General features: G+C 69.3%; 13 protein-coding genes and 3 tRNA genes. 11 read left to right on the top strand and 5 right to left on the bottom strand.

The window, feature by feature from the left end:
• Window positions 1-3 precede the first annotated feature (3 nt).
• From CMC5_RS07590 to CMC5_RS07580, 3 genes are all read right to left on the bottom strand, one after another.
• Window positions 4-76, bottom strand: a tRNA-Gly gene (locus CMC5_RS07590).
• Between the two features lie 83 nt (window positions 77-159).
• Window positions 160-241 (bottom strand) — tRNA-Tyr (locus tag CMC5_RS07585).
• A gap of 212 nt (window positions 242-453) precedes the next feature.
• A tRNA-Thr gene (locus tag CMC5_RS07580) sits at window positions 454-526 on the bottom strand.
• A gap of 370 nt (window positions 527-896) precedes the next feature.
• Between CMC5_RS07580 and CMC5_RS07575 the strand changes: the two genes are divergently transcribed.
• A complete protein-coding gene (locus tag CMC5_RS07575; RefSeq protein WP_050429773.1) occupies window positions 897-2702 on the top strand; it encodes a serine/threonine-protein kinase in 1806 nt (601 codons plus the stop codon).
• A gap of 761 nt (window positions 2703-3463) precedes the next feature.
• Here CMC5_RS07575 and CMC5_RS07565 read toward each other — a convergent pair.
• A complete protein-coding gene (locus tag CMC5_RS07565; RefSeq protein WP_050429771.1) occupies window positions 3464-5005 on the bottom strand; it encodes an MXAN_5187 C-terminal domain-containing protein in 1542 nt (513 codons plus the stop codon).
• 7 nt (window positions 5006-5012) lie between these two features.
• Window positions 5013-5747, bottom strand: a complete 735-nt coding sequence (locus CMC5_RS07560) for a DUF6250 domain-containing protein (protein WP_245678339.1) — start codon at window positions 5745-5747, stop codon at window positions 5013-5015.
• Window positions 5748-5872: 125 nt separating this feature from the next.
• On the opposite strand from CMC5_RS07560, the gene CMC5_RS07555 reads away from it, so the two are divergent.
• The 10 genes from CMC5_RS07555 (at window position 5873) to CMC5_RS07510 (ending at window position 18147) form a co-directional block, all read left to right on the top strand.
• Window positions 5873-7456, top strand: coding sequence for a prolipoprotein diacylglyceryl transferase (locus tag CMC5_RS07555; protein ID WP_082362311.1), 1584 nt, complete (start codon window positions 5873-5875; stop codon window positions 7454-7456).
• Between the two features lie 43 nt (window positions 7457-7499).
• A complete protein-coding gene (locus CMC5_RS07550; protein ID WP_050429769.1) occupies window positions 7500-8366 on the top strand; it encodes a hypothetical protein in 867 nt (288 codons plus the stop codon).
• Window positions 8367-8391: 25 nt separating this feature from the next.
• Complete coding sequence (locus tag CMC5_RS48375) at window positions 8392-10272, top strand: hypothetical protein (protein WP_050429768.1); 1881 nt, start codon at window positions 8392-8394, stop codon at window positions 10270-10272.
• Window positions 10273-10327: 55 nt separating this feature from the next.
• Window positions 10328-11878, top strand: coding sequence for a BamA/TamA family outer membrane protein (locus CMC5_RS07540; protein WP_082362310.1), 1551 nt, complete (start codon window positions 10328-10330; stop codon window positions 11876-11878).
• Complete coding sequence (locus CMC5_RS07535) at window positions 11875-12603, top strand: hypothetical protein (protein ID WP_050429767.1); 729 nt, start codon at window positions 11875-11877, stop codon at window positions 12601-12603. The genes CMC5_RS07540 and CMC5_RS07535 overlap by 4 nt, the downstream gene beginning before the upstream one ends.
• Before the next feature lie 23 nt (window positions 12604-12626).
• A complete protein-coding gene (locus CMC5_RS07530) occupies window positions 12627-13448 on the top strand; it encodes a precorrin-2 dehydrogenase/sirohydrochlorin ferrochelatase family protein (RefSeq protein WP_063796235.1) in 822 nt (273 codons plus the stop codon).
• A 153-nt stretch (window positions 13449-13601) separates the two neighbouring features.
• Window positions 13602-14738, top strand: a complete 1137-nt coding sequence (locus tag CMC5_RS07525) for a tetratricopeptide repeat protein (protein ID WP_245678338.1) — start codon at window positions 13602-13604, stop codon at window positions 14736-14738.
• Between the two features lie 13 nt (window positions 14739-14751).
• Complete coding sequence (locus tag CMC5_RS07520) at window positions 14752-15741, top strand: hypothetical protein (protein ID WP_050429765.1); 990 nt, start codon at window positions 14752-14754, stop codon at window positions 15739-15741.
• 269 nt (window positions 15742-16010) lie between these two features.
• Window positions 16011-16952 (top strand): hypothetical protein, encoded by a 942-nt coding sequence (locus tag CMC5_RS07515; protein WP_156338329.1) that lies wholly within the window; start codon window positions 16011-16013, stop codon window positions 16950-16952.
• Window positions 16953-17217: 265 nt separating this feature from the next.
• Entirely contained in the window at window positions 17218-18147 is a 930-nt protein-coding gene (locus CMC5_RS07510; protein WP_050429763.1) for a hypothetical protein, read from the top strand.
• Window positions 18148-18218 lie beyond the last annotated feature (71 nt).

Raw genomic sequence — 18218 nt, 5'->3', positions numbered from 1 at the left:
AGGAGCGGGCGACCGGGTTCGAACCGGCGACGTTCAGCTTGGAAGGCTGACGCTCTACCAACTGAGCTACGCCCGCGGAGACCTTCGCGGAGTTACTGCAGTTCCGCGCAGATTTTGAGGCTGATCCACAGCATTTTCGAAGCAGAGCGTCTGCTTCGGTGGAGGGTGATGGATTCGAACCATCGAAGGCTATGCCGGCAGATTTACAGTCTGCTCCCTTTGGCCGCTCGGGCAACCCTCCATGGGTTCACCGTTCTTTATGTCTACCAGGTTCGTTTTACCAGCCGGTTTGCGTCTCCTCGCACGCCGTCTCGTTACGCGCCGCCCCCTTTACTACTTCTTCTCGCTGCGCACCACATTCTGTGGCACGTCGCCTTCTCTTGTTGCTGCTCGGCGGGTCTACGATCCGTGGCCCCGCGCTCTGTTGCCAATTCGTTGTTTCCAGCGAATCGGAGCTGGCGAGGGGACTTGAACCCCTAACCCCCTGCTTACAAGGCAGGTGCTCTGCCAGTTGAGCTACGCCAGCAAAACCACGCAGCCCTGTTTGCTTTCGAAGGTAGACGGGTCCCGTAAAGGGAGGCAGGCTCTTAGCCCCCTGCAAGAGGCGTGTCAAGCTGAAGAATCTCCTTTTCGACGGGTCACCATCGGAACCCCTGTTTGGGCCGGGAACTGGCTCTGGATCTCGGACTTTGCCAGCGCTCGATCGCCTCTCTGGGACCGACCCAGACAGCGCGGAGGATCGCTTGCGTTCGCCGCACGCCTCTTGCGATTCTGGCTCCCGCATCTGCTCTCCGGGAGAGTCTCACGTGACCGCCCCGCACAGCCGCACCCGTGTCGCAACAGGAGGCGACGCCCACCGCGCGCGCCACCCGCCGGCAAACTAGAGGATCGAACGCATGGATTGTCCCGCCTGTCACACGCTGAACGTCGAAGGAGCGCGCTTCTGCGCCAAGTGCGGCAGCCTCCTCCCGGTCAACGCGCCCGAGGGCGCCGACCCGCTCATCAACCAGGTCGTGGGCGGACGCTTCCGTATCACGGGCGTGCTCGGCGAAGGCGGCATGGGGCGCGTCTACTTCGGCGAGCAACAGATGGGGACCTCGGTCCGCAAGGTCGCCGTCAAGGTGCTGCTCGCGCAGTACGCGAAGGACCCGCAGGTCATGGCGCGGTTCAAGCGAGAGTGCGGCACCGTCGCCGAGCTGGAGCACCCGAACACCATCCGCTTCTACGACTTCGGCGAGACGCCGACCGGCGACCTGTACATCGCCATGGAGCTTCTCAACGGCCAGTCGCTCGAGGAGGCGCTCGAAAAAGGGGGGCCGCTCGCGGCCGACCGCGTCGATCGCATCATGGGTCAGGTGTGCGGCTCCCTCGAGGAGGCGCACGAGAAGGGCATCATCCACCGCGATCTCAAACCTGCGAACATCTTCCTGACGAAGCGAGGCGGCGAGACCGACTACGTCAAGGTGCTCGACTTCGGCATCGCCCGTCGCGACGAGCGCGGCTCGAAGACGGAGCAGAAGCTCACCCAGCAGGGCACCGTGCTCGGAACGCCGCCCTACATGAGCCCCGAGCAGTTCATGGGCAAGGAACTCACCATCGGCAGCGACATCTACTCGCTCGGCATCGTCGCCTACGAGATGCTCACCGGACGCCTCCCCTTCGATGCCGACACCCCCTGGGCCTGGGCGACGCAGCACATGACCGCGCCGCCAGCGCCCTTCGAGAGCACCCCCGTCGGCGCCGCTGCCCCACAGAAGCTCAAAGCAGCGATCTTGAAGGCGCTCTCCAAGAGCCCGGAGCAGCGGCAGCAGACCGTCCGTGAGTTCTACGAGGACCTGACCATGGGCGCCGGCCCTCGCCTCTCCGTGCTGGCCTCGGCCCCGCCCACCACCTCGCAGATGCCCGTCGCTCCGGGCGCCCCTGCCGCTCGACCTGGTGGCACCCAGATCGGCGAACCCCTGTTCATGGGCGGCGCTCCCCCGGGTGCCTCTCCTGCTGGCGCGGGGCACACCCTGATGGAGCCAGGCCCTCTCGCAGGCGCCCCCCACCACGGCGTGCACGCGACCACCGGCAGCGCCCAGGTCTATCCGCCTCCCCCGACCCCGACGCCAGCCCAGAAGAAGCTTCCCGTCCCGCTCATCGCTGGCGGCGGGCTCGTCGTCGTCCTCGGCGTCGTGGGCATTCTCATGATGTCCAAGGGTTCCTCCTCCAAGACGGACGACAGCGCGCCCCCCATCGCCTTCCCCAGCAGCAACGCCTCCACCGCCATCGTCGCCGCGGACCCTGTCGCCTCTTCCGAACCATCGGCGGCCGCCGTGGAGGTCCCGACCGAGCCCACGAAAGCGCCGACCACCAACGCAGGCTCTCAGGCCGGCCAGGGCACCCAGACCGCACAGGGCTCAGGCTCTCAGGCGGGCTCTCAGACTGGCGCGACGCCTGCTGCCACCGGAGCCAGCGCAGCCGCCGATGAAGCGTGCAAGGCCGCGATGAACATGGCGGCTGGAGGCCACACGGCCCGCGCCGTGAACCACTACGCCAACTGCGACGGTCCGAACAAAACCGCAGCCCGCAATGCCATCGACGGCAGCGCCAAGCGTGCTGTCGCAGCCAAAGGGTGCGCGGCGAAGGCGGATGCGCAGGCGGCAGCGAGGATTGGCGCCAGCGGCGCGATGGCCGATCTCCAGAAGAAGAAGTGCCGCTGAAGAAGCGGACCCTTTCTCGCCTCCCGCCAGCCTCACCTCCCGTCAGCCCCACCTCCCGTCAGCCGGCCAGGCCTCCCGCCAGCCGGCTCCGCGTCAGCCGACCTGGCCTCCTGCCAGCCCGCTCCGCGTAGCCGACCTCCCGCCCCCGGACTCCTACCTCGACGCCCACCGCTTGACGCCCGATTTTAGCGGGTGCTAGATCTCCGCCCGGAGCTGATGCCCTGAAGTAACCCACCTGCACGCACTTCTGGCATTCCCTTCCGCACTCGGTAGCGCTCGGCCCCTTCAGGCCCCCTGCGCTCCGCTCTCCCACGTCTTGACTTCGTAACCTGGGGGAAAAGGTCGCTCACCACGTATGGGCAGTAAATTCCGTTGGATGGCCATTCACATGACGTGGCTGGACATCTGCCGCTCCTCGGATCTCGTGGGGCGGTGGGTCGCTCTCGACAACGTACGCTACGCTTCCGGCAGCTCGCAGCCGTTTGAGGCGGACGTCGTGGACGCGGACGAGGACCTCGCTGATTTATGTGCTCGGATCCGCTCCGCGGACAGAACCGCCTGCGCGATCCTCTTCGTCGAGCACGAGCCTGAGTTCTCGCCTGGTTCCAGGCGCCCCTCCCCTCTCCCTCCCCGAGCAGCCCACCACTGACCTGGCCAGCGCTCGCTGACCCTCCGCCTGCCGCTGCGTCCCGGGGAGAAACCGATCCCCAGGGACGCGGACGTGCTGGGACGCGGACGCGCTGCGCGTCACGCTCCGCCCATCACTTGAGGATCGGCTTCAGCATCGTCTTCCCGTCTCGGGTGACGACCTCGTAGTCCACCGACTTCGACGGGTTCTTCTCCCGCAGCTTCTCGGCCTGGTTCCTCAGGCTCTCCGCGAGACGCTCGTAGGTGATCCCGGCGGTCGACTCCTGCGCTGCGCGCTTGGCCTCCACGTATTTCCCGTAGATCTGCCGCACCCGCTGATCGTTCAGCTCTCCGGCGGAGCCGGCCGGAGCTTGCGCTGGAGAGGGACGCGGCTTCGGCGCGGTGGATGTCTCCGTGCGCGGCGCAGGAGTCGCCGCTGCCGCGCGCGGGGGAGCTGCTGCGGCTCCTTCGCCACGCTCGACCGAGGGAGCAGCTCCGGGCCGACTCCTTTGCGCCGCGCCCGCGTCGACCTGCGCTGGTGGTGCCGCCACACGGGATGGCGTCGCCTCTGCGCGCGCTGACGCCGCCGTCACCTGCGTGGACCTCGACGCCATCACGGCATCCGCACGCGGCGATGCGCCCACGGACTCTGCACGGGGAGGTGCTGGGAGCGCTGGCGCCGCCGCTTCCCTCGACGTCGCTGGCGGCGTCGCGCCGCCTTGAGCTTCCCGCTGACGCCGCATCTCCGCCGTCAGCTCAGCAAGTCGGCTGCGCCCCTGCGGCGGTGCCCCCGCCTGCGAAGACCCTCCGGTCACCACGGGTGCCGCTGCCCCTGCGGGCTTCGCACCAGCCCCCTGTGCTGGAGCGCGTCCCTTCCCGCCCAGACCCAGGCCAAACCCCATCAGCGGCGAGAGCGGCTTCCCTCCTGCGCCTGCCTTCGCTCCGGGAGAAGGCGCTTCCACGCTGCCCTCGGAGGCCGCAGCCATCGCAGGCGCCGCTCCCGGAGACGCGGCCCCCGCCACGGCCTCCAGCGCAGGCGCGTCGTCCATCACCAGCTCGTGTACCCGCGGCTTCGGAGGCACACGTCGCACCTCCGCCACACCACCAGGCGCTCCCGGACGTGCTCCACCTTGTCGCGGTGGTGGCGGTGGCGGCGGCTCGGAGAACAGCTCCTGGAGATCATCGGCGTCCAGCTCGTCGACCGCCTCGACCTCCTCGACCGCCTCGACCTCCTCGACCTCGTCGGTACCGCGCTCCGACGCCTCACCACCGCGCCCTCCGCGCGCCTCTGCGCCGCCAGCCTGTTGCTCCGCCAGCAGCGCGAACTTCTCGGCTCGCCTCCTCCCGACGATCGTCAGCGCCTCGTGCGCCCCCACCCGCTGCGCCGCGCGCACCACATCACGCCGGTACGTCCCGTTCTCGATCTCGCGGGTGATCCTCCCCCAGTACTGCTGGAAGGTGTTGTACCGCTGGATGAGCATCTGGAACTTGAACCTGAGCCCCGTGTTCCGGATCTGCTCGCGTCGCAGGTTCCAGATCCGACGATCCACGTCTTTCCGTGGGATCGTCGGCTCCATGCGCTCGATGCCCATGAAGTACTGCTCGTAGAGCGCCCGAAGGCGCTCCATCCGCGTCTCCAGCTCGCTCAGCTCGTGTTCTATCTGGCCCGAATCCATGGTGAGGCTAAAGCGACGTGATCCGGACGTTATCGAAGCACACGGGCGCGTCCCAGTTATTGAACCCCATGTGCTCGTGACCGGAGCCGACGAGCGGCTCCGGATCGGCGAACTCGAAGTACTCCGAGCCGTTCACCGACCAGCGAACGGTCCGGCCATCGCTCCGCTCCACCTTGAAGCGGTAGACTTGACCTGGCGCCACCGGCCGCGCGCGCTCGTCGTCCCCCTCCGCCTCGACGTCCATCTCCAGCCGATCGTCCCCGTGCTCGTCCAGCCGGGCCAGGACGTGCTTCGAGTTCTTCCAGCCCCCGAGGATCGTCAGGTAGCTCGTGGCGTTCACGTAGCTCGACTGCGTCGCCCCGCTCTTCCCGTCCCCCCAGATCTCCGCCTTGAGATCCCCCACGTCCGTCTCCGCGATCGCGTCGAACTCCACCACCGCGTTGATCGGCAGGGGCTGCTTCAGCCACACCCCCTGGTTCCGCGCCCCGCGCGCGCACAGCCGCCCCGACACGATCTTCCACTTCGGGCTCAGCGCGTTCCACGCCGCCCCGAGCTCCGCGCGCTCGAAATCATCGCTGAACACCTTCCCGGCCGGCTCGGTGCTCGCACGGACCACCGACGCCGTACTCCGCGCCGGAGCGGGCGCGCCATCCCCCGTGGGCGGCCCTTCCGGCACGCACGAAGAAGCGCCCAACAGCGCGATGAGCAAAACAATTTTGGTGCCGGTACAGCGGCGGGGCACCTCCGGAGGCTAGCAGTGACCGCCCCGGACTACGAGGCCCCCCTGCGGCCTTCGTCCTCCCCCGACGATCTCCCCCTCCCGGCGTGCTTGCTGGCCTCGTGAGCCGGGCGTAAGGAGGGTGCGTCATGCATCCCATCATGCTCCGCATCCCGCTTCCAGGCCCCTGGACGCTGCCGCTCTATGCCACCTTCCTGGCGCTCGCGGCCCTGGCTGGCGTGATCGCGGTCGGCCTCTTCGTCACGAAGAGCCGGAGCGGCGCGCTCATCGCGGGCGCCGCCACGGCCGCCGCCGTGGTCCTCGCCTTCAAGAACCAGGGCCAGACCTGGACCACCCCGGGCGAGCTGCCGATCTACAGCTACGGCGTCATGCTCGGCCTGTCCCTCGTGGTCGGCTGGTATCTCACGCTGGGCCTCGCCGAGCGCGACGGTCTCCCCAAGGAGACCATGGCCAACTGCTACGTGGTCACCGCCTTCGCCGCCCTCGCCGGCGCGCGCATCCTCTACATCCTCACCAACCTCCACGAGTTCGACTCCATCGCCTCCCTCTTCGCGATGCGCAGCGGCGGACTCGTTGCCTACGGCGGCTTCCTCGGCGGCTTCATCGGCTCCTTCCTCTTCCTCCGCAGCCACGGCATCTCCCTCCTCCCCTGGGCGGACGTCGCCGTCCCGAGCCTCGCCTCGGGCCTCTTGATCACCCGCATCGGCTGCTACCTCTTCGGCTGCGACTTCGGCCGCCCCCTCACCGACGCCGCTCCCGCCTGGCTGAAGAAGCTCGGCTCCTTCCCCCACTGGCCCGAAGGCACCCTCGAGCACGGCCGCGGCTCCCCCGCCTGGGCGCAGCACGTCGCCACCCGCGGCCTCCCCGAGTCCGCCGAGTACTCGCTCCCCGTCCACCCGACGCAGGTTTACGAGTCCCTCGTCGGTGCAAGCCTCCTCGCGCTCCTCCTCTTCGCGCGACGACGCCAGCAGTTCCGCGGCGAGATCTTCTTCCTCTTCACCTTCGCCTATGGCGTCTGCCGCTTCCTCCTCGAGATCCTCCGCGACGACGCCGAGCGCGGCTCGATCCCCCCGGCCATGCCCGAGCACCAGCTCATCCCGATCGGCATGATCATCTTCGCCATCGGCTACGTCATCGGCTTCTCCAACAAGATCGAGAACCTCACCGTGCGCCGCGTGACGCAGGCCCTCGCCTTCGTTCCCGCCGTGCTCCTCTACTTCGCGCTCAAGCCCGAGACGTTCGCTGCCGAAGTCCTCTACCGCTACTCCACCTCGCAGGCCGTCGCCCTGGTGACTGCCTTCGCCGTCTCGATCGCCTTCGCCGTCTACCACGGCGCCGCCCTCGCCCACCCCGAAGCCGCGATGGCGCTGAACCTCCCCGCGCCTCCTCCGGCGCACGACGACGAGGACGACCACCACGACGAGGACGCCGACGACGAGAAGCCGGCTCCCGCGACCAAGACCGCCGCGAAGAAGACGATCGCGAAGAAGGCGATCGCGAAGAAGACTGCTGCCAAGGCAGACACCGACGACGACGAGTCCGACGACGACGACGAGTCCGACGACGACGACGAGTCCGACGCCACCAAGGGCGACGCCGACGAGTCCGACGCCGACGACACCAGCAAGGCCGACACCAGCAAGGCCGACAAGAAGAGCGCCGGAAAGAAACGAAAGCGCCCCGCGGCCGAGCCCTCCGAGAACGACGCCTGATGCTCTCCCTCGCGCCCCACGCGCGCGCCTCGCGCCCCCCACGATGAACCCCTTCCGCGAGCCGCCCGGAGTCGAGCTGGGCCCGCTCGCGGTGGGGCTCGACCAGGCCGCGCGCCGCGCCCTCGAGGCGCTCCCCAGCGGCGGCCGCCTCCTCGAACCCAGCTCCCGACGCGCCTCCCACACCCTCGGCGCCCTCGGCTCCCTCTGCCTCACGCTCATCCTCGCCAGCGCCATCGCCGCCCGCGCCGCCGGCTGGACCCCTCGCTCCCCCCTCGGCGCCGCCGTCGTCGTGGTCTTCGTCATCGCCGGCGGCCTCGCCCTCGCCGCCATCCTCCGCGCCCTCGACGCCCCCCGCGTCCAGCACACCCTCCGCGGCGATCTCGTCGGACGCGCTGCCCGCCGCGTCCTCCATCACACCGCCGTCCTCGCCAGACGCGCCGAGCGCCGCCCCGGCAGCTTCAACCAGCACGCCACCTCGTCCCTCCAGACCTGCCTCCACCAGTTCTCGGACCCGGCCATCGCCACCTGGATCCCCGACGACGTGCGCGGCCGGGCCGAGCTCCTCCTCGCCCGCGCCCTCGCCACCAACGCCGGCCCGCACTGGGCCCAGGACCCCAGCTTGCGCGCGCTCATCCTGGCCCACCTCGAAGCGGCCGCCGCGCACCTGGATCACCCCGAGCCTGCCCAGGCCGACCTCCGCCGCCTCCTCCCCCCTCCCGACTCCGAACTCCCCGCCTCCCCGGTCCCTGCCCCTGCAGCCCTCACCGCGCGCCAGCCCCCCGACGACACCGCCGCTGCCGAGGAAGCTGCCGCCGCCGAAGAAGCTGCCGCGACCGAGGAAGCCGCCGCGACCGAAGAAGCCCTCGCCGAAAGCAACCCACCGACCGATCATGTACCCTTGCGACGCTGACGCTCTTTCACGGAGGGCCCCCGCGATGCGGCTCCGCGCTTCTGCTGCCACGACGATCTTCCTTCTCGCAGCCGCTGCCACCTTCCAGGCCGCCTGCGCTCCCAACTCCGCCGCCCCGCCCGGAGGCGGCGGCTACGGCGGAGACGGCGGCTCCGGAGGCGTGATCCTCCAGCCCTCGACCGACTGCGACGACGCCACCGACACCGACGGCGACTTCGTCTCCGACCTCCTCGAACTCGCCCCCAGCACCGACACCGACGACGACGGCACCCCCGACTACACCGACCTCGACAGCGACGGCGATGGCGTCCCCGACGCCGAGGAAGCTGCGAACCCCCTCCTCCCCATCGCCTCCCCGGGCCGCACCCGCACCACCTTCTGCGATCCCCTCGCCGACACCGACGGCGACGGCATCCCCGATCTCCGCGACCTCGACAGCGACAACGACGGCGTCCCCGACGCCGAGGAAGCCAAGGTTGGCGACGGCCGCTGCCGCGTCCTCGTCGACTGCGATGGCGACGGCGTCATCGACCTCATCGAACTCGCCGCCGGCACCGACCCGACCAACCCTGCCTCCGTCCCCCAGGATCCGGGCCTCTACTTCGTCCTCCCCTACGAGGGCGGCGAACAGACCCGCGACTTCTCCTTCGCCACGGGCATCGAGCGCGCCGACATCTACTTCCTCGTCGACACCACCAACACGATGGGCCCCGCCATCGACGACCTCAAGCAGTCGCTCAGCAACGAGGTCCTCCCCGCCCTCCTGAACGGCAACCCCAGCGCCGTCCCCCCGATCCCCCCGATCAGCGACGCCTGGATCGGCGTTGGCGCCTTCGGCGACGTCCCCTGGGCGCCGTACGGACAACCCGGCGACACCGTCTACCGCCACCGCTTCACCCTCAACGGCCAGCCCGTCACCGGCCACGTCGCTGCCCCCGTGCTGAACGGCGGCGCGTACCAGCCGCCCCCGAACGTCACCTCCATCCTCGCCAGCCTCACCGCCTCGGGTGGTGGAGACGCCCCCGAAGCGGCCACCCAGGCCCTCTGGATGGCGGCCACCAACCAGCCTTACAACCTCACCGGCGGCGGCATCTGGAACGCCGAGACCCCGTACGCCTGCGCCGACCTCGCCATGCGCGGCGCCCCTTGCTTCCGACCAGGCGCGCTCCCCATCTTCGTCCTCGTCACCGACGCCCCGTTCCACAACGGCCCCGTCGCCCAGCGCGCGTACAACCCCTCCCTCGCCAGCGGCGCCCGCACCTACGCCGAGACCATCGCCGCCATCAAGGCCCTCGACGCCAAGATCGTCGGCGTCCCCGTCGACACCGGCACCCCCAACATCGCCCGCCTCGACCTCGTCGACCTCGCCACCCAGACCAACAGCCTCTGGCACGAGTCCCTCTCCGGCGGCATCGATCGCCCCCTCGTCGCCTCCTCCGACGTCAGCTCGGGCGAGGTCTCCAGCGAAGTCGTCCGCCTCCTCGGCCGCCTCGCCGGCGCAGGCCTCAACAACGTCACCACCACCCGCAGAACCTACGAGTGCGCCGGCGGCGTCGACTGCAACGGCGACGGCATCATCGACCCCGCCTTCCAGAACCCCGAACTCGAACCGGGCCAGGGCCCCTTCAACGCCTCCCAGCTCATCACCGCGGTCCGACCCATCCCCGTCTCGGCGCCTCCCCTCCCCTACACCAGCCTGGACGACACCACCTTCCGCGGCGTCCGCGGCAACACCCAGGTCTCCTTCCGCGTCCACGCCGCGAACACCACCTTGCGCCCGGGCACCCTCACCGTGCTCCGCGCCGTGATCCGCGTCGTCACCCCCACGGGACAGCTCCTCGGAGGCAAGGACGGCATCAAGCTCGTGTACTTCGTCATCCCGCAGTACATCCCTGTCATCCAGTGACCCTGCGCGGCCAGCCTCGAGGCCAGGCCGCCCATCCCTCGGTATCGTCTCCCCCGTGCCTTCTCGCCCGCGCCTCCCGTTCACCTGCGCGCTCCTCGCCGCCCTGACCTCCTCAGGTGCTGCCGCGCAGGTTCCACCTGGCGCTTCCACGCAGGCGCCCTCGCTCGCATCGCCGCCTTCGCTCACGCCATCGACCTCCCTCGGCCCGCCGACCTCCACCGAGAAGACCCGGCTCCGCTACCACCTCGAAGGCATCGAGATCCGCGGCAACACCCGCACCGCCGAGCGCGTCCTCCTCCGCTACGTCCGCTTCCGCGCGGGCGACGTGCTCGACGTCGACGACCCCGAGATCGAACTCACCCGCTACCGCCTCCTCGGCACCGGCTTCTTCTCCTCCGTCGACCTCTCCCTGCTCAAGGGCTCGGCCCGCGGCGCCGCCCGCCTCGTCATCGACGTCGTCGAGCGCAACACCTTCGTCGTCCAGAATTTCTGGCTCTCCCTCGCGGCCGACGAAGACACCGCTGGCAACGCCCGACCGCAGTCCGCCTTCACCGGCGTCCAGGTCGCCGAGACCAACCTCGCCGGCACCGGCATCACCCTCGGTGCGGGCATCGGCCTCGCCGCCGACCAGCTCGCCCTGCGCACCCGCTTCCTCGATCCCTCGCTCGGCGGCACCGGCTGGTCCGCCGCCGCGACCCTGCTCTACAACGACGCCCGCGACTTTTTCGGCAGCCGCGACGTCTCATTCGAGTCTCCCTTGCTCGAACAGAGAGAGGTCACCCGCTACGCCGTCGTCTCCTACAAGCGCTTCGGTGCCACCCTCGGCACCGGCCACGACCTCGGCATCTCCTCCTGGTTCTCCCTCGACTACCACCTCGAACAGATCGACGCCGTCGTCCCCACCGTCGCCTCCCACCTGCGCGGCCAGACCCGCGAGCCCCTCGACTTCGACATCCTCCCGGGCACCACCGTCCTCTCCACGCTGCGCACCGCCTTCACCTACGACACCCGCGACGCCCCGTTCCTCGCCACCCGCGGCACCTACGCCTCCGCCAGCATCACCGCCGGCCTCCCCCCGCTCGGCAGCGACTACGGCTTCGCCCGCATCGAGCTCGGCGCCGCGCACTGGCTCCGCCTCCCCTGGGCGCGCCACGTCCTGCGCCTCGAAGCCTTCGCCGGCGCCATCGCGGGCAAGGCGCCCTTCTTCGAGAAGTTCTACGTCGGTGACTTCACCGACCTCCTCCCCGATCGCGTCCTCGACCTCGCCCCCGATCGCCGCAAACCCCCGAACCTCCTCGGCACCGACATCGTCGAGGTCCGCTACGGCGACTTCGCCGCGCGCCTCGAAGGCGAGTACCGCATCCCCGTCTACACCGGCCGCGGCTCCATCTACGGCATCGACCTCTTCGCCACCCTCGGCATCTACAGCGTCGCCAGCGCCCGCGATCTCAGCCAGCCCCCCAGCGGCTACACCGGCTTCGCCCGCGCCCCCGTCGACCTCACCGGCAACCTCGGCCTCCGCATCGACACCAGCGTCGGCGGCGTCACCCTCGCCTTCTCCAACCTCATCGGCCTCTTGCCCTCACGCACCGGGGCCGGCCGATGACCCAGCTCCGTGCGACGCTCCTCGCCGCGGCAGCGCTCACCAGCGCCCAGCTCGCCGCGACGCGCGCGCACGCCCAGACCCCGCCCGCCACGATCCCCACCACGCCGAGCGCCCTCCCCGTCCGCGCCGCCAGCATCGGCATCGACACCACCCTCGTCCACCTCGGCACCAACTTCCGCGACGTCGTCGACGCCGAGATCTCGAAGAAGCTCCTCAGCGGCCTGCCCACCGTCATCTCCTTCCGCGGCTACCTCTTCCGCGAGGCCGGCGGCGACCCCATCGCCCTCGCCGCCCGCACCTGCCGCGTCGTCTACGACCTCTGGGACGAAGTCTTCCGCATCCAGCTCACCCAGTCCGGCGGACAGCTCAGCACCGTCGCCGTCAACGTCGAAGGCGTGCTCCGCAACTGCGCCGAGACCCGCAAGCTCCCGGTGATCGAGCGCTCCCTCCTCCGTGACGGCGCCCGCTACTTCATCGCCGCCCTCGTCGAGGTGAACCCCGTCAGCGCCGAGACCCTCGACCGCATCACCCGCTGGGTCACCCGCCCGAACGGCGCCAACGCCATCGGCCCGGGCGACGCCCTCTTCGGATCCTTCGTCGGCCTCTTCGTCACCCGCATCGACAGCGCCGACCGACGCATCACCTTCCGGACCGCCCCCTTCCTCCCCCCGGATCCACCGCCGCCACCACCACCTCCGCCACCTGCCCCGGCGCCACGCAAGTAACCCTCCTCCATCCATCGAGCATCATGCAGCGCTTCCCCATCGCCCTCGACCTCCGCGACCGCGACGCCTTGATCCTCGGCGCGCACGGCGAAGCCCCGCAGACCGCCGAGCGCCTTCTCGCCGCTGGCGCCCGCGTCACCGTCATCGCCCCGGGCTCCGTCCACGAGACGATCGCCGAGGCCGCCGCCCGAGGCCGCCTCACCTTGCACCGCCGCCCCTTTCAGGACACCGATCTCGACGGACGCGCCATCGTCTTCCTCGCCCCCTTCGACGACGACCTCTCCCGGCGCTTGCACCAGCGCCTCGCCGCCGAAGGCCGCCTCGTCTGCACCCTCGATCGCCCCGAGTTTTCCACCTTTGCGAACCTGGCGGTCGCCCGCGTCTCCGGCCTCACCATGGCCTTCGGCACCGACGGCGTGAGCCCTTCCACCGCACGCCGCATCCGCGAAGACCTCACGACCCTCTTTTCCGACCCCCGCTTCGCCCGCTACCTCGACGCGCTCCGCCAGGCCCGTGCCGCGCTCCCTCGCGGCGAGGAGCGCATGGCCCGCATGCGCGCCGCCGTCGAGGGCTTCGCCATCGAGGCGCGCCTCCGCTTTCCAGACTGGTTCGATAAGCACACGCCCGCGGACTGGTTCGATAAGCGCACGGCCCCGATGGAGAGCACCGCGACCGAAACAGACACCGCGTCCGAGGTCGCAGACATCGAGATCCAGGCCCCGATCACCGACACCGCGAACGCAGACCCCTCGCTCTCGACCCCTCCCTCTGGCCCGGGCGCCCCCCCTCCGGACACCACGCCCCTCGCCTCCCGTTCAGCAGATTCCAGTCGTCGTGGAGAATGACCGGCGCCCCCCTCGGGACCCGGCCACCGACAGTGGACGACCTGGACGCGAAAACCCTTGCATCGTCCGCGTTTCGGGGGTTTCGTGAGCCCACACGCGAGTTAGCAATCCGCGAGGAGGACCTGGGGTATGCGTTCACGATCGAGCCGACTGATGACGTCCACTTCAGCGGCAGTGCTGTCAGGGCTTTTGGCGCTGGGCTCTGCGATGGCCCAGCCCGCCACTGGCGCCAAGCCCGCGGCGCCTCCTCCTGGAGGCCTTGCCCCCGCGACGCCCAGCGATCTCGCTCCCGCGAAGCCGGGCGGCCCCGCACCCGTTGCGCCGGCACCTGCTGCAGCTCCCGAGAAGCCGAAGAAGCCGCTCACCGAGAAGCAGAAGAAGGACGGCGCCAAGAAGGCCTACAAGGAGGCCGAGGCGAAGTACGAGAAGGGTGATTTCGCGGGCGCGCTGCCGCTCTACCGCGAGGCCGACGAGCTGGTTCCCGGCGCGCCGCCCAAGCTCAAGGTCGCGCAGAGCCTCGACAAGCTCGGCAACGTGAGCGAGGCCGTCGCGGCGTACCAGGCGTACCTCGACGCGCAGCCCGACCCCGAGAAGTTCAAGGATCAGATCGCGTCGGCCCAGGGCCGCATCGACGAGCTGAAGAAGACCCCTGCCAAGGTCAAGGTCGCCGTCGCTCCGGAGACCGCGCCCAACGTCAAGATCCTGGTCGACGACGTGCAGCAAGCGGGCACCGAGCTCGCGCTCACGCCTGGCAAGCACGTCATCAAGGTCTCCGCCGACGGCTTCGTCGAGTCGACGCAAGAGGTCGACGTGGCCTTCGCCGAGAACCGCGAGCTCGGCGTCACGCTGACCGAGGCGCCCCCGCCGCCGCCGCCCCCCGCCCCGATCGCCGAGGTGCCCCCGTCGCCCGAGCCGATCGGCCCGCCCCCGCCCCCGCCCTCCGAGCCCCGCTCGCCGATCCCGGCGTACGTCACGCTCGGCCTCGCGGGTGCAGGCGCGGTCGTCGGCACGATCTTCGGCGCCATGGCCCTCAGCGCCAAGAGCGAGTTCGACGACAACCCGACCGTCGACAACGCCGACGCGGTGGATCGCAACGCCCTGATCTCCGACATGTCGTTCGCCGTGGCGATCACCTTCGGTGTCACCGGCGCCGTGCTGCTCCTCAGCCGCGACGACGCCCCGGCCACCACCACCGGCCTCACCACCAAGCCCTCGAAGAAGCGCAACTGGATCGCGACCCCGTACGCGACCCCCACCGGCGGCGGCGCCGCAGCCCGCTTCACCTTCTGAGAGGAACCCCACCATGAGGCGCTGGCACACCCCCATCGCTCTGACGCTCTTTCTCGGGGCGGCCTTCGCCTCGACCACCGGCTGTGAGCTCATCGCCGCCCCCGATCGATCCTTGATCCCGGACGGCTCGGGACTCACGGCCCAGGGCGGTGCGGGTGGCAGCGGTGGAGACTCCACCACGACCGGCGGCGGCCAAGGCGGCACCGCCGGTCAAGGCGGCCAGGGCGGCACCAACCTCGAGACCGGTGAGCCCTGCGGCACCGCCAGCCAGTGCCAGAGCGGCTTCTGCGTCGACGGCGTCTGCTGCGAGACCGCCTGCAACGCCACCTGCCAGGCTTGCAGCGCAACCGCGAAGGGCGCTGGCGAAGACGGCACCTGCGGCAACGCCGCCGCGGGCCAGGATCCCCACAACGACTGCGAAAACGAAGACCAGACGACCTGCGGCCGGGATGGCACCTGCAACGGCGATGGCGCTTGCCGTCTCTTCCAGGCGGGGACGTCCTGTGGCGCCACCGCCGGCTGCGACAGCGGCGAGCAGACCTTCCCTGACCAGTGCGATGGTGACGGCCAGTGCGTCATCGGCGGTACGCTGCTCTGCGGTAGCTATACCTGTGACAGCACGGGCATGTCCTGCCTGACCACCTGCACGGCCATCGAGGACTGTGCAGCAGGGAACTACTGCAACTCGTCCAACGAGTGCGCGACTCAGCGCCCTCAGGGCCAACCTTGCACGGGTGGCATCGAAGGCGAATGCACTACCGGCTACTGCGTCGACGGGTACTGCTGCAACAGTGCTTGCGATGGGGAGTGCAGGGCTTGCTCCAACACGAAGAAGGGCTCCGGTCCCAACGGCACCTGCGGCAACGTCCTGACCAACACCGATCCCGACACCGAGTGCAACGGCTACACCTGTAGCGGCGGCGCCTGTCGCACGACCTGCTCCGGCAGCGCCCAATGCGCCGTCGACTACACCTGCACCAGCAACGCCTGCGTTCCCAACTGAGTGACGCCGCAGGGAAGCCCTCGCTTCTCTCGGCGTCGTTCATCCCATCGATCACCGCCCTGCAGCTGCAACGACGCCGGGTTCTCCCTGCCGGAGTCGTCGTTTGCCATCATTCACCGAAATTGAACGTCGCAATCCGTCGGCTTACGAGCGCACGACGCTCGTAGGCTCGTCCATGCCCGTGTGACACGATCGCTCCTACGCATCGTGTTGTCCTCCAGCGGGGAGGAAGGAGCATGCGCGTGATGGTTCACCGAGCGGTTCTCACGATGGTTCTCGTTACCGCGGGAGGCTGCGGGCTCCTCTCCGGGCTCTCGGACTACGAGCGGCTCCGTGGGGATGCACCCAGCACGCCCTCCGGGGGTTCGGGCGGCAGCGGTGGTGACGCCACCACGACCGGCGGCGGCCAGGGCGGCACCGCCGGTCAAGGCGGCACCAACCTCGAAGTCGGTGAGCCCTGCGGCACCGCCAGCCAGTGCCAGAGCGGCTTCTGCGTCGACGGCGTCTGCTGCGACACCGCCTGCAACGCCACCTGCCAGGCTTGCAGCGCAACCGCGAAGGGCGCTGGCGAGGACGGCACCTGCGGCAACGCCGCCGACAACCAGGATCCGCACAACGACTGCGAGAGCGAAGACCAGACGACCTGCGGCAGGGATGGCACCTGCGATGGAGCGGGCTCCTGCCGGCTCTACCCCACGGGTAGCTCCTGCGGTGAGACGGCGGGTTGTGACAGCGGCGTGCAGACCTCGCCCGATCAATGCGACGGTGCGGGCACCTGCCTCATCGGTGGGACCGAGAGCTGTGGCAGCTACGCCTGCGATCCGACAGGCATGTCCTGCCTCAGCTCCTGCACCACCATCGCCGACTGCGCCACGGGCTTCTACTGCAATGCGCAGAACGAGTGCGTCGCACAGAAGACAGGCATCAACCAGGCCTGCACGGCGGGGCTCGAAGGCGAGTGCGCCTCGGGCTACTGCGTCGATGGATACTGCTGCAACGACGCCTGCGACGGCGAGTGCCGGGCTTGCTCCACGGCAAAGAAGGGCACTGGCTCCAACGGCACCTGCGGCAACGTCGCCATCAACACCGATCCCGACGCCGAGTGCAACGGCTTCACATGTTCTGGTGGCGCCTGCCGCACGACCTGCTCCGGCAGCACCCAGTGCGTCGTCAACTACACCTGCACCAGCAACGCCTGCGTTCCCAACTGAGTGACGCCGCAGGGAAGCCCTCGCTTCTCACGGCGTCGTTCATCTATCCAGCGCTGCCCCACAGATGCAGCGACACCCCCCACGCCTGTTTGGGTCATCGCTTGCCATCGTGCAAGGGCAGTCACCTCACGACATCTCGCTTCTCGAGCGCACGGCTTTCGTAAGCTCATCCTTCCGCGTGCAACACGATGGCATTGCATGTCGTGTTGCTCGTCGACGGAAAGGAAAGAGCATGCGCATGACGATTCACCACGCAGTTTTATCGATGGGTCTCCTTGCTGCGGCAGGCTGCGGGCTCATCTCCGGGCTCTCGGACTACGAGCGCATCGATGGCGACGCTCCGCGGGGAACCCCTGGCGGTTTGGGGGGCACCTCCACCAGCGGTGGAGGCCAGGAGGGCACCGCAGGCCAAGGTGGTACGGGTGGTGCCAGTTTGGCGCTCGGGTCGCCATGCAGCATCCCAACCCAGTGCGGAAGCGGCTTCTGCGTCGATGGGGTCTGCTGTGACACCGCCTGCACGACCACCTGCCAGGCTTGCAGCGCAGCCACCAACGATATTGGCGTCGACGGCACCTGCACCAACACGGCTCCCGGACTGGACCCTCATGCCGACTGCGAAGACAAGGGCTCGCTGGGCTGCAAGAAGGATGGCACCTGCGACGGCGCAGGCGCGTGCCGCCTCTACCTTGCAGGCACGCCGTGTGGTGCGCTCGCATCGTGTCAAGGTGGCGAGGCCATCCACCCCGACCAGTGTGATGGGTATGGCGAGTGTGTGATCGGTGGGGCACAGCTCTGCGGTAGCTACAGATGTGACGCGCAGGGAAGGGCCTGCCGAGCGTCTTGCACCACGCTCGCCGACTGCACGGCCGGCGCCTACTGCAACGCAATCAACGAGTGCATACCGCAGAAGCTTCAGGGGCAGCCTTGCTCGGCTGCTGTTGGGGGCGAATGCGCGACTGGCCACTGCGTCGACGGAGTCTGCTGCAACGAGCCATGCGGTGAGGCATGCCGAACATGCTCCGCCGCCAAGAAGGGCTCCGGACTCAACGGCACCTGTGGCAACGTCCTGACCGACACCGATCCCGACGCCGAATGCCTCAACTACACGTGCAACACAGGCGCCTGTCACACAACCTGCTCGTCCAACAGTCAGTGTGACGACGGCGCGACCTGCATCGGGAGCCGCTGTGAGTAATCAGCCGGCACCCAGTTCTCGTGGTGCGGCCTCGCCCTCTTTGCGCTGTCGTCCTCCGTCCTCGGCAGTGC

It is taken from the genome of Chondromyces crocatus (assembly GCF_001189295.1).
In the GTDB taxonomy this organism is placed as follows: Bacteria; Myxococcota_A; Polyangia; order Polyangiales; family Polyangiaceae; genus Chondromyces; species Chondromyces crocatus.
This window is presented reverse-complemented; position numbering and strand designations above follow the sequence as displayed.

Coding starts and splice junctions, on each gene's coding strand:
- CMC5_RS07575 (WP_050429773.1), top strand. CDS start 897: ATGGATTGTCCCGCCTGTCACACGCTGAACGTCGAAGGAGCGCGCTTC.
- CMC5_RS07565 (WP_050429771.1), bottom strand. CDS start 5,005: ATGGATTCGGGCCAGATAGAACACGAGCTGAGCGAGCTGGAGACGCGG.
- CMC5_RS07555 (WP_082362311.1), top strand. CDS start 5,873: ATGCATCCCATCATGCTCCGCATCCCGCTTCCAGGCCCCTGGACGCTG.
- CMC5_RS07550 (WP_050429769.1), top strand. CDS start 7,500: ATGAACCCCTTCCGCGAGCCGCCCGGAGTCGAGCTGGGCCCGCTCGCG.
- CMC5_RS48375 (WP_050429768.1), top strand. CDS start 8,392: ATGCGGCTCCGCGCTTCTGCTGCCACGACGATCTTCCTTCTCGCAGCC.
- CMC5_RS07535 (WP_050429767.1), top strand. CDS start 11,875: ATGACCCAGCTCCGTGCGACGCTCCTCGCCGCGGCAGCGCTCACCAGC.
- CMC5_RS07530 (WP_063796235.1), top strand. CDS start 12,627: ATGCAGCGCTTCCCCATCGCCCTCGACCTCCGCGACCGCGACGCCTTG.
- CMC5_RS07525 (WP_245678338.1), top strand. CDS start 13,602: ATGACGTCCACTTCAGCGGCAGTGCTGTCAGGGCTTTTGGCGCTGGGC.
- CMC5_RS07520 (WP_050429765.1), top strand. CDS start 14,752: ATGAGGCGCTGGCACACCCCCATCGCTCTGACGCTCTTTCTCGGGGCG.
- CMC5_RS07515 (WP_156338329.1), top strand. CDS start 16,011: ATGGTTCTCGTTACCGCGGGAGGCTGCGGGCTCCTCTCCGGGCTCTCG.
- CMC5_RS07510 (WP_050429763.1), top strand. CDS start 17,218: ATGGGTCTCCTTGCTGCGGCAGGCTGCGGGCTCATCTCCGGGCTCTCG.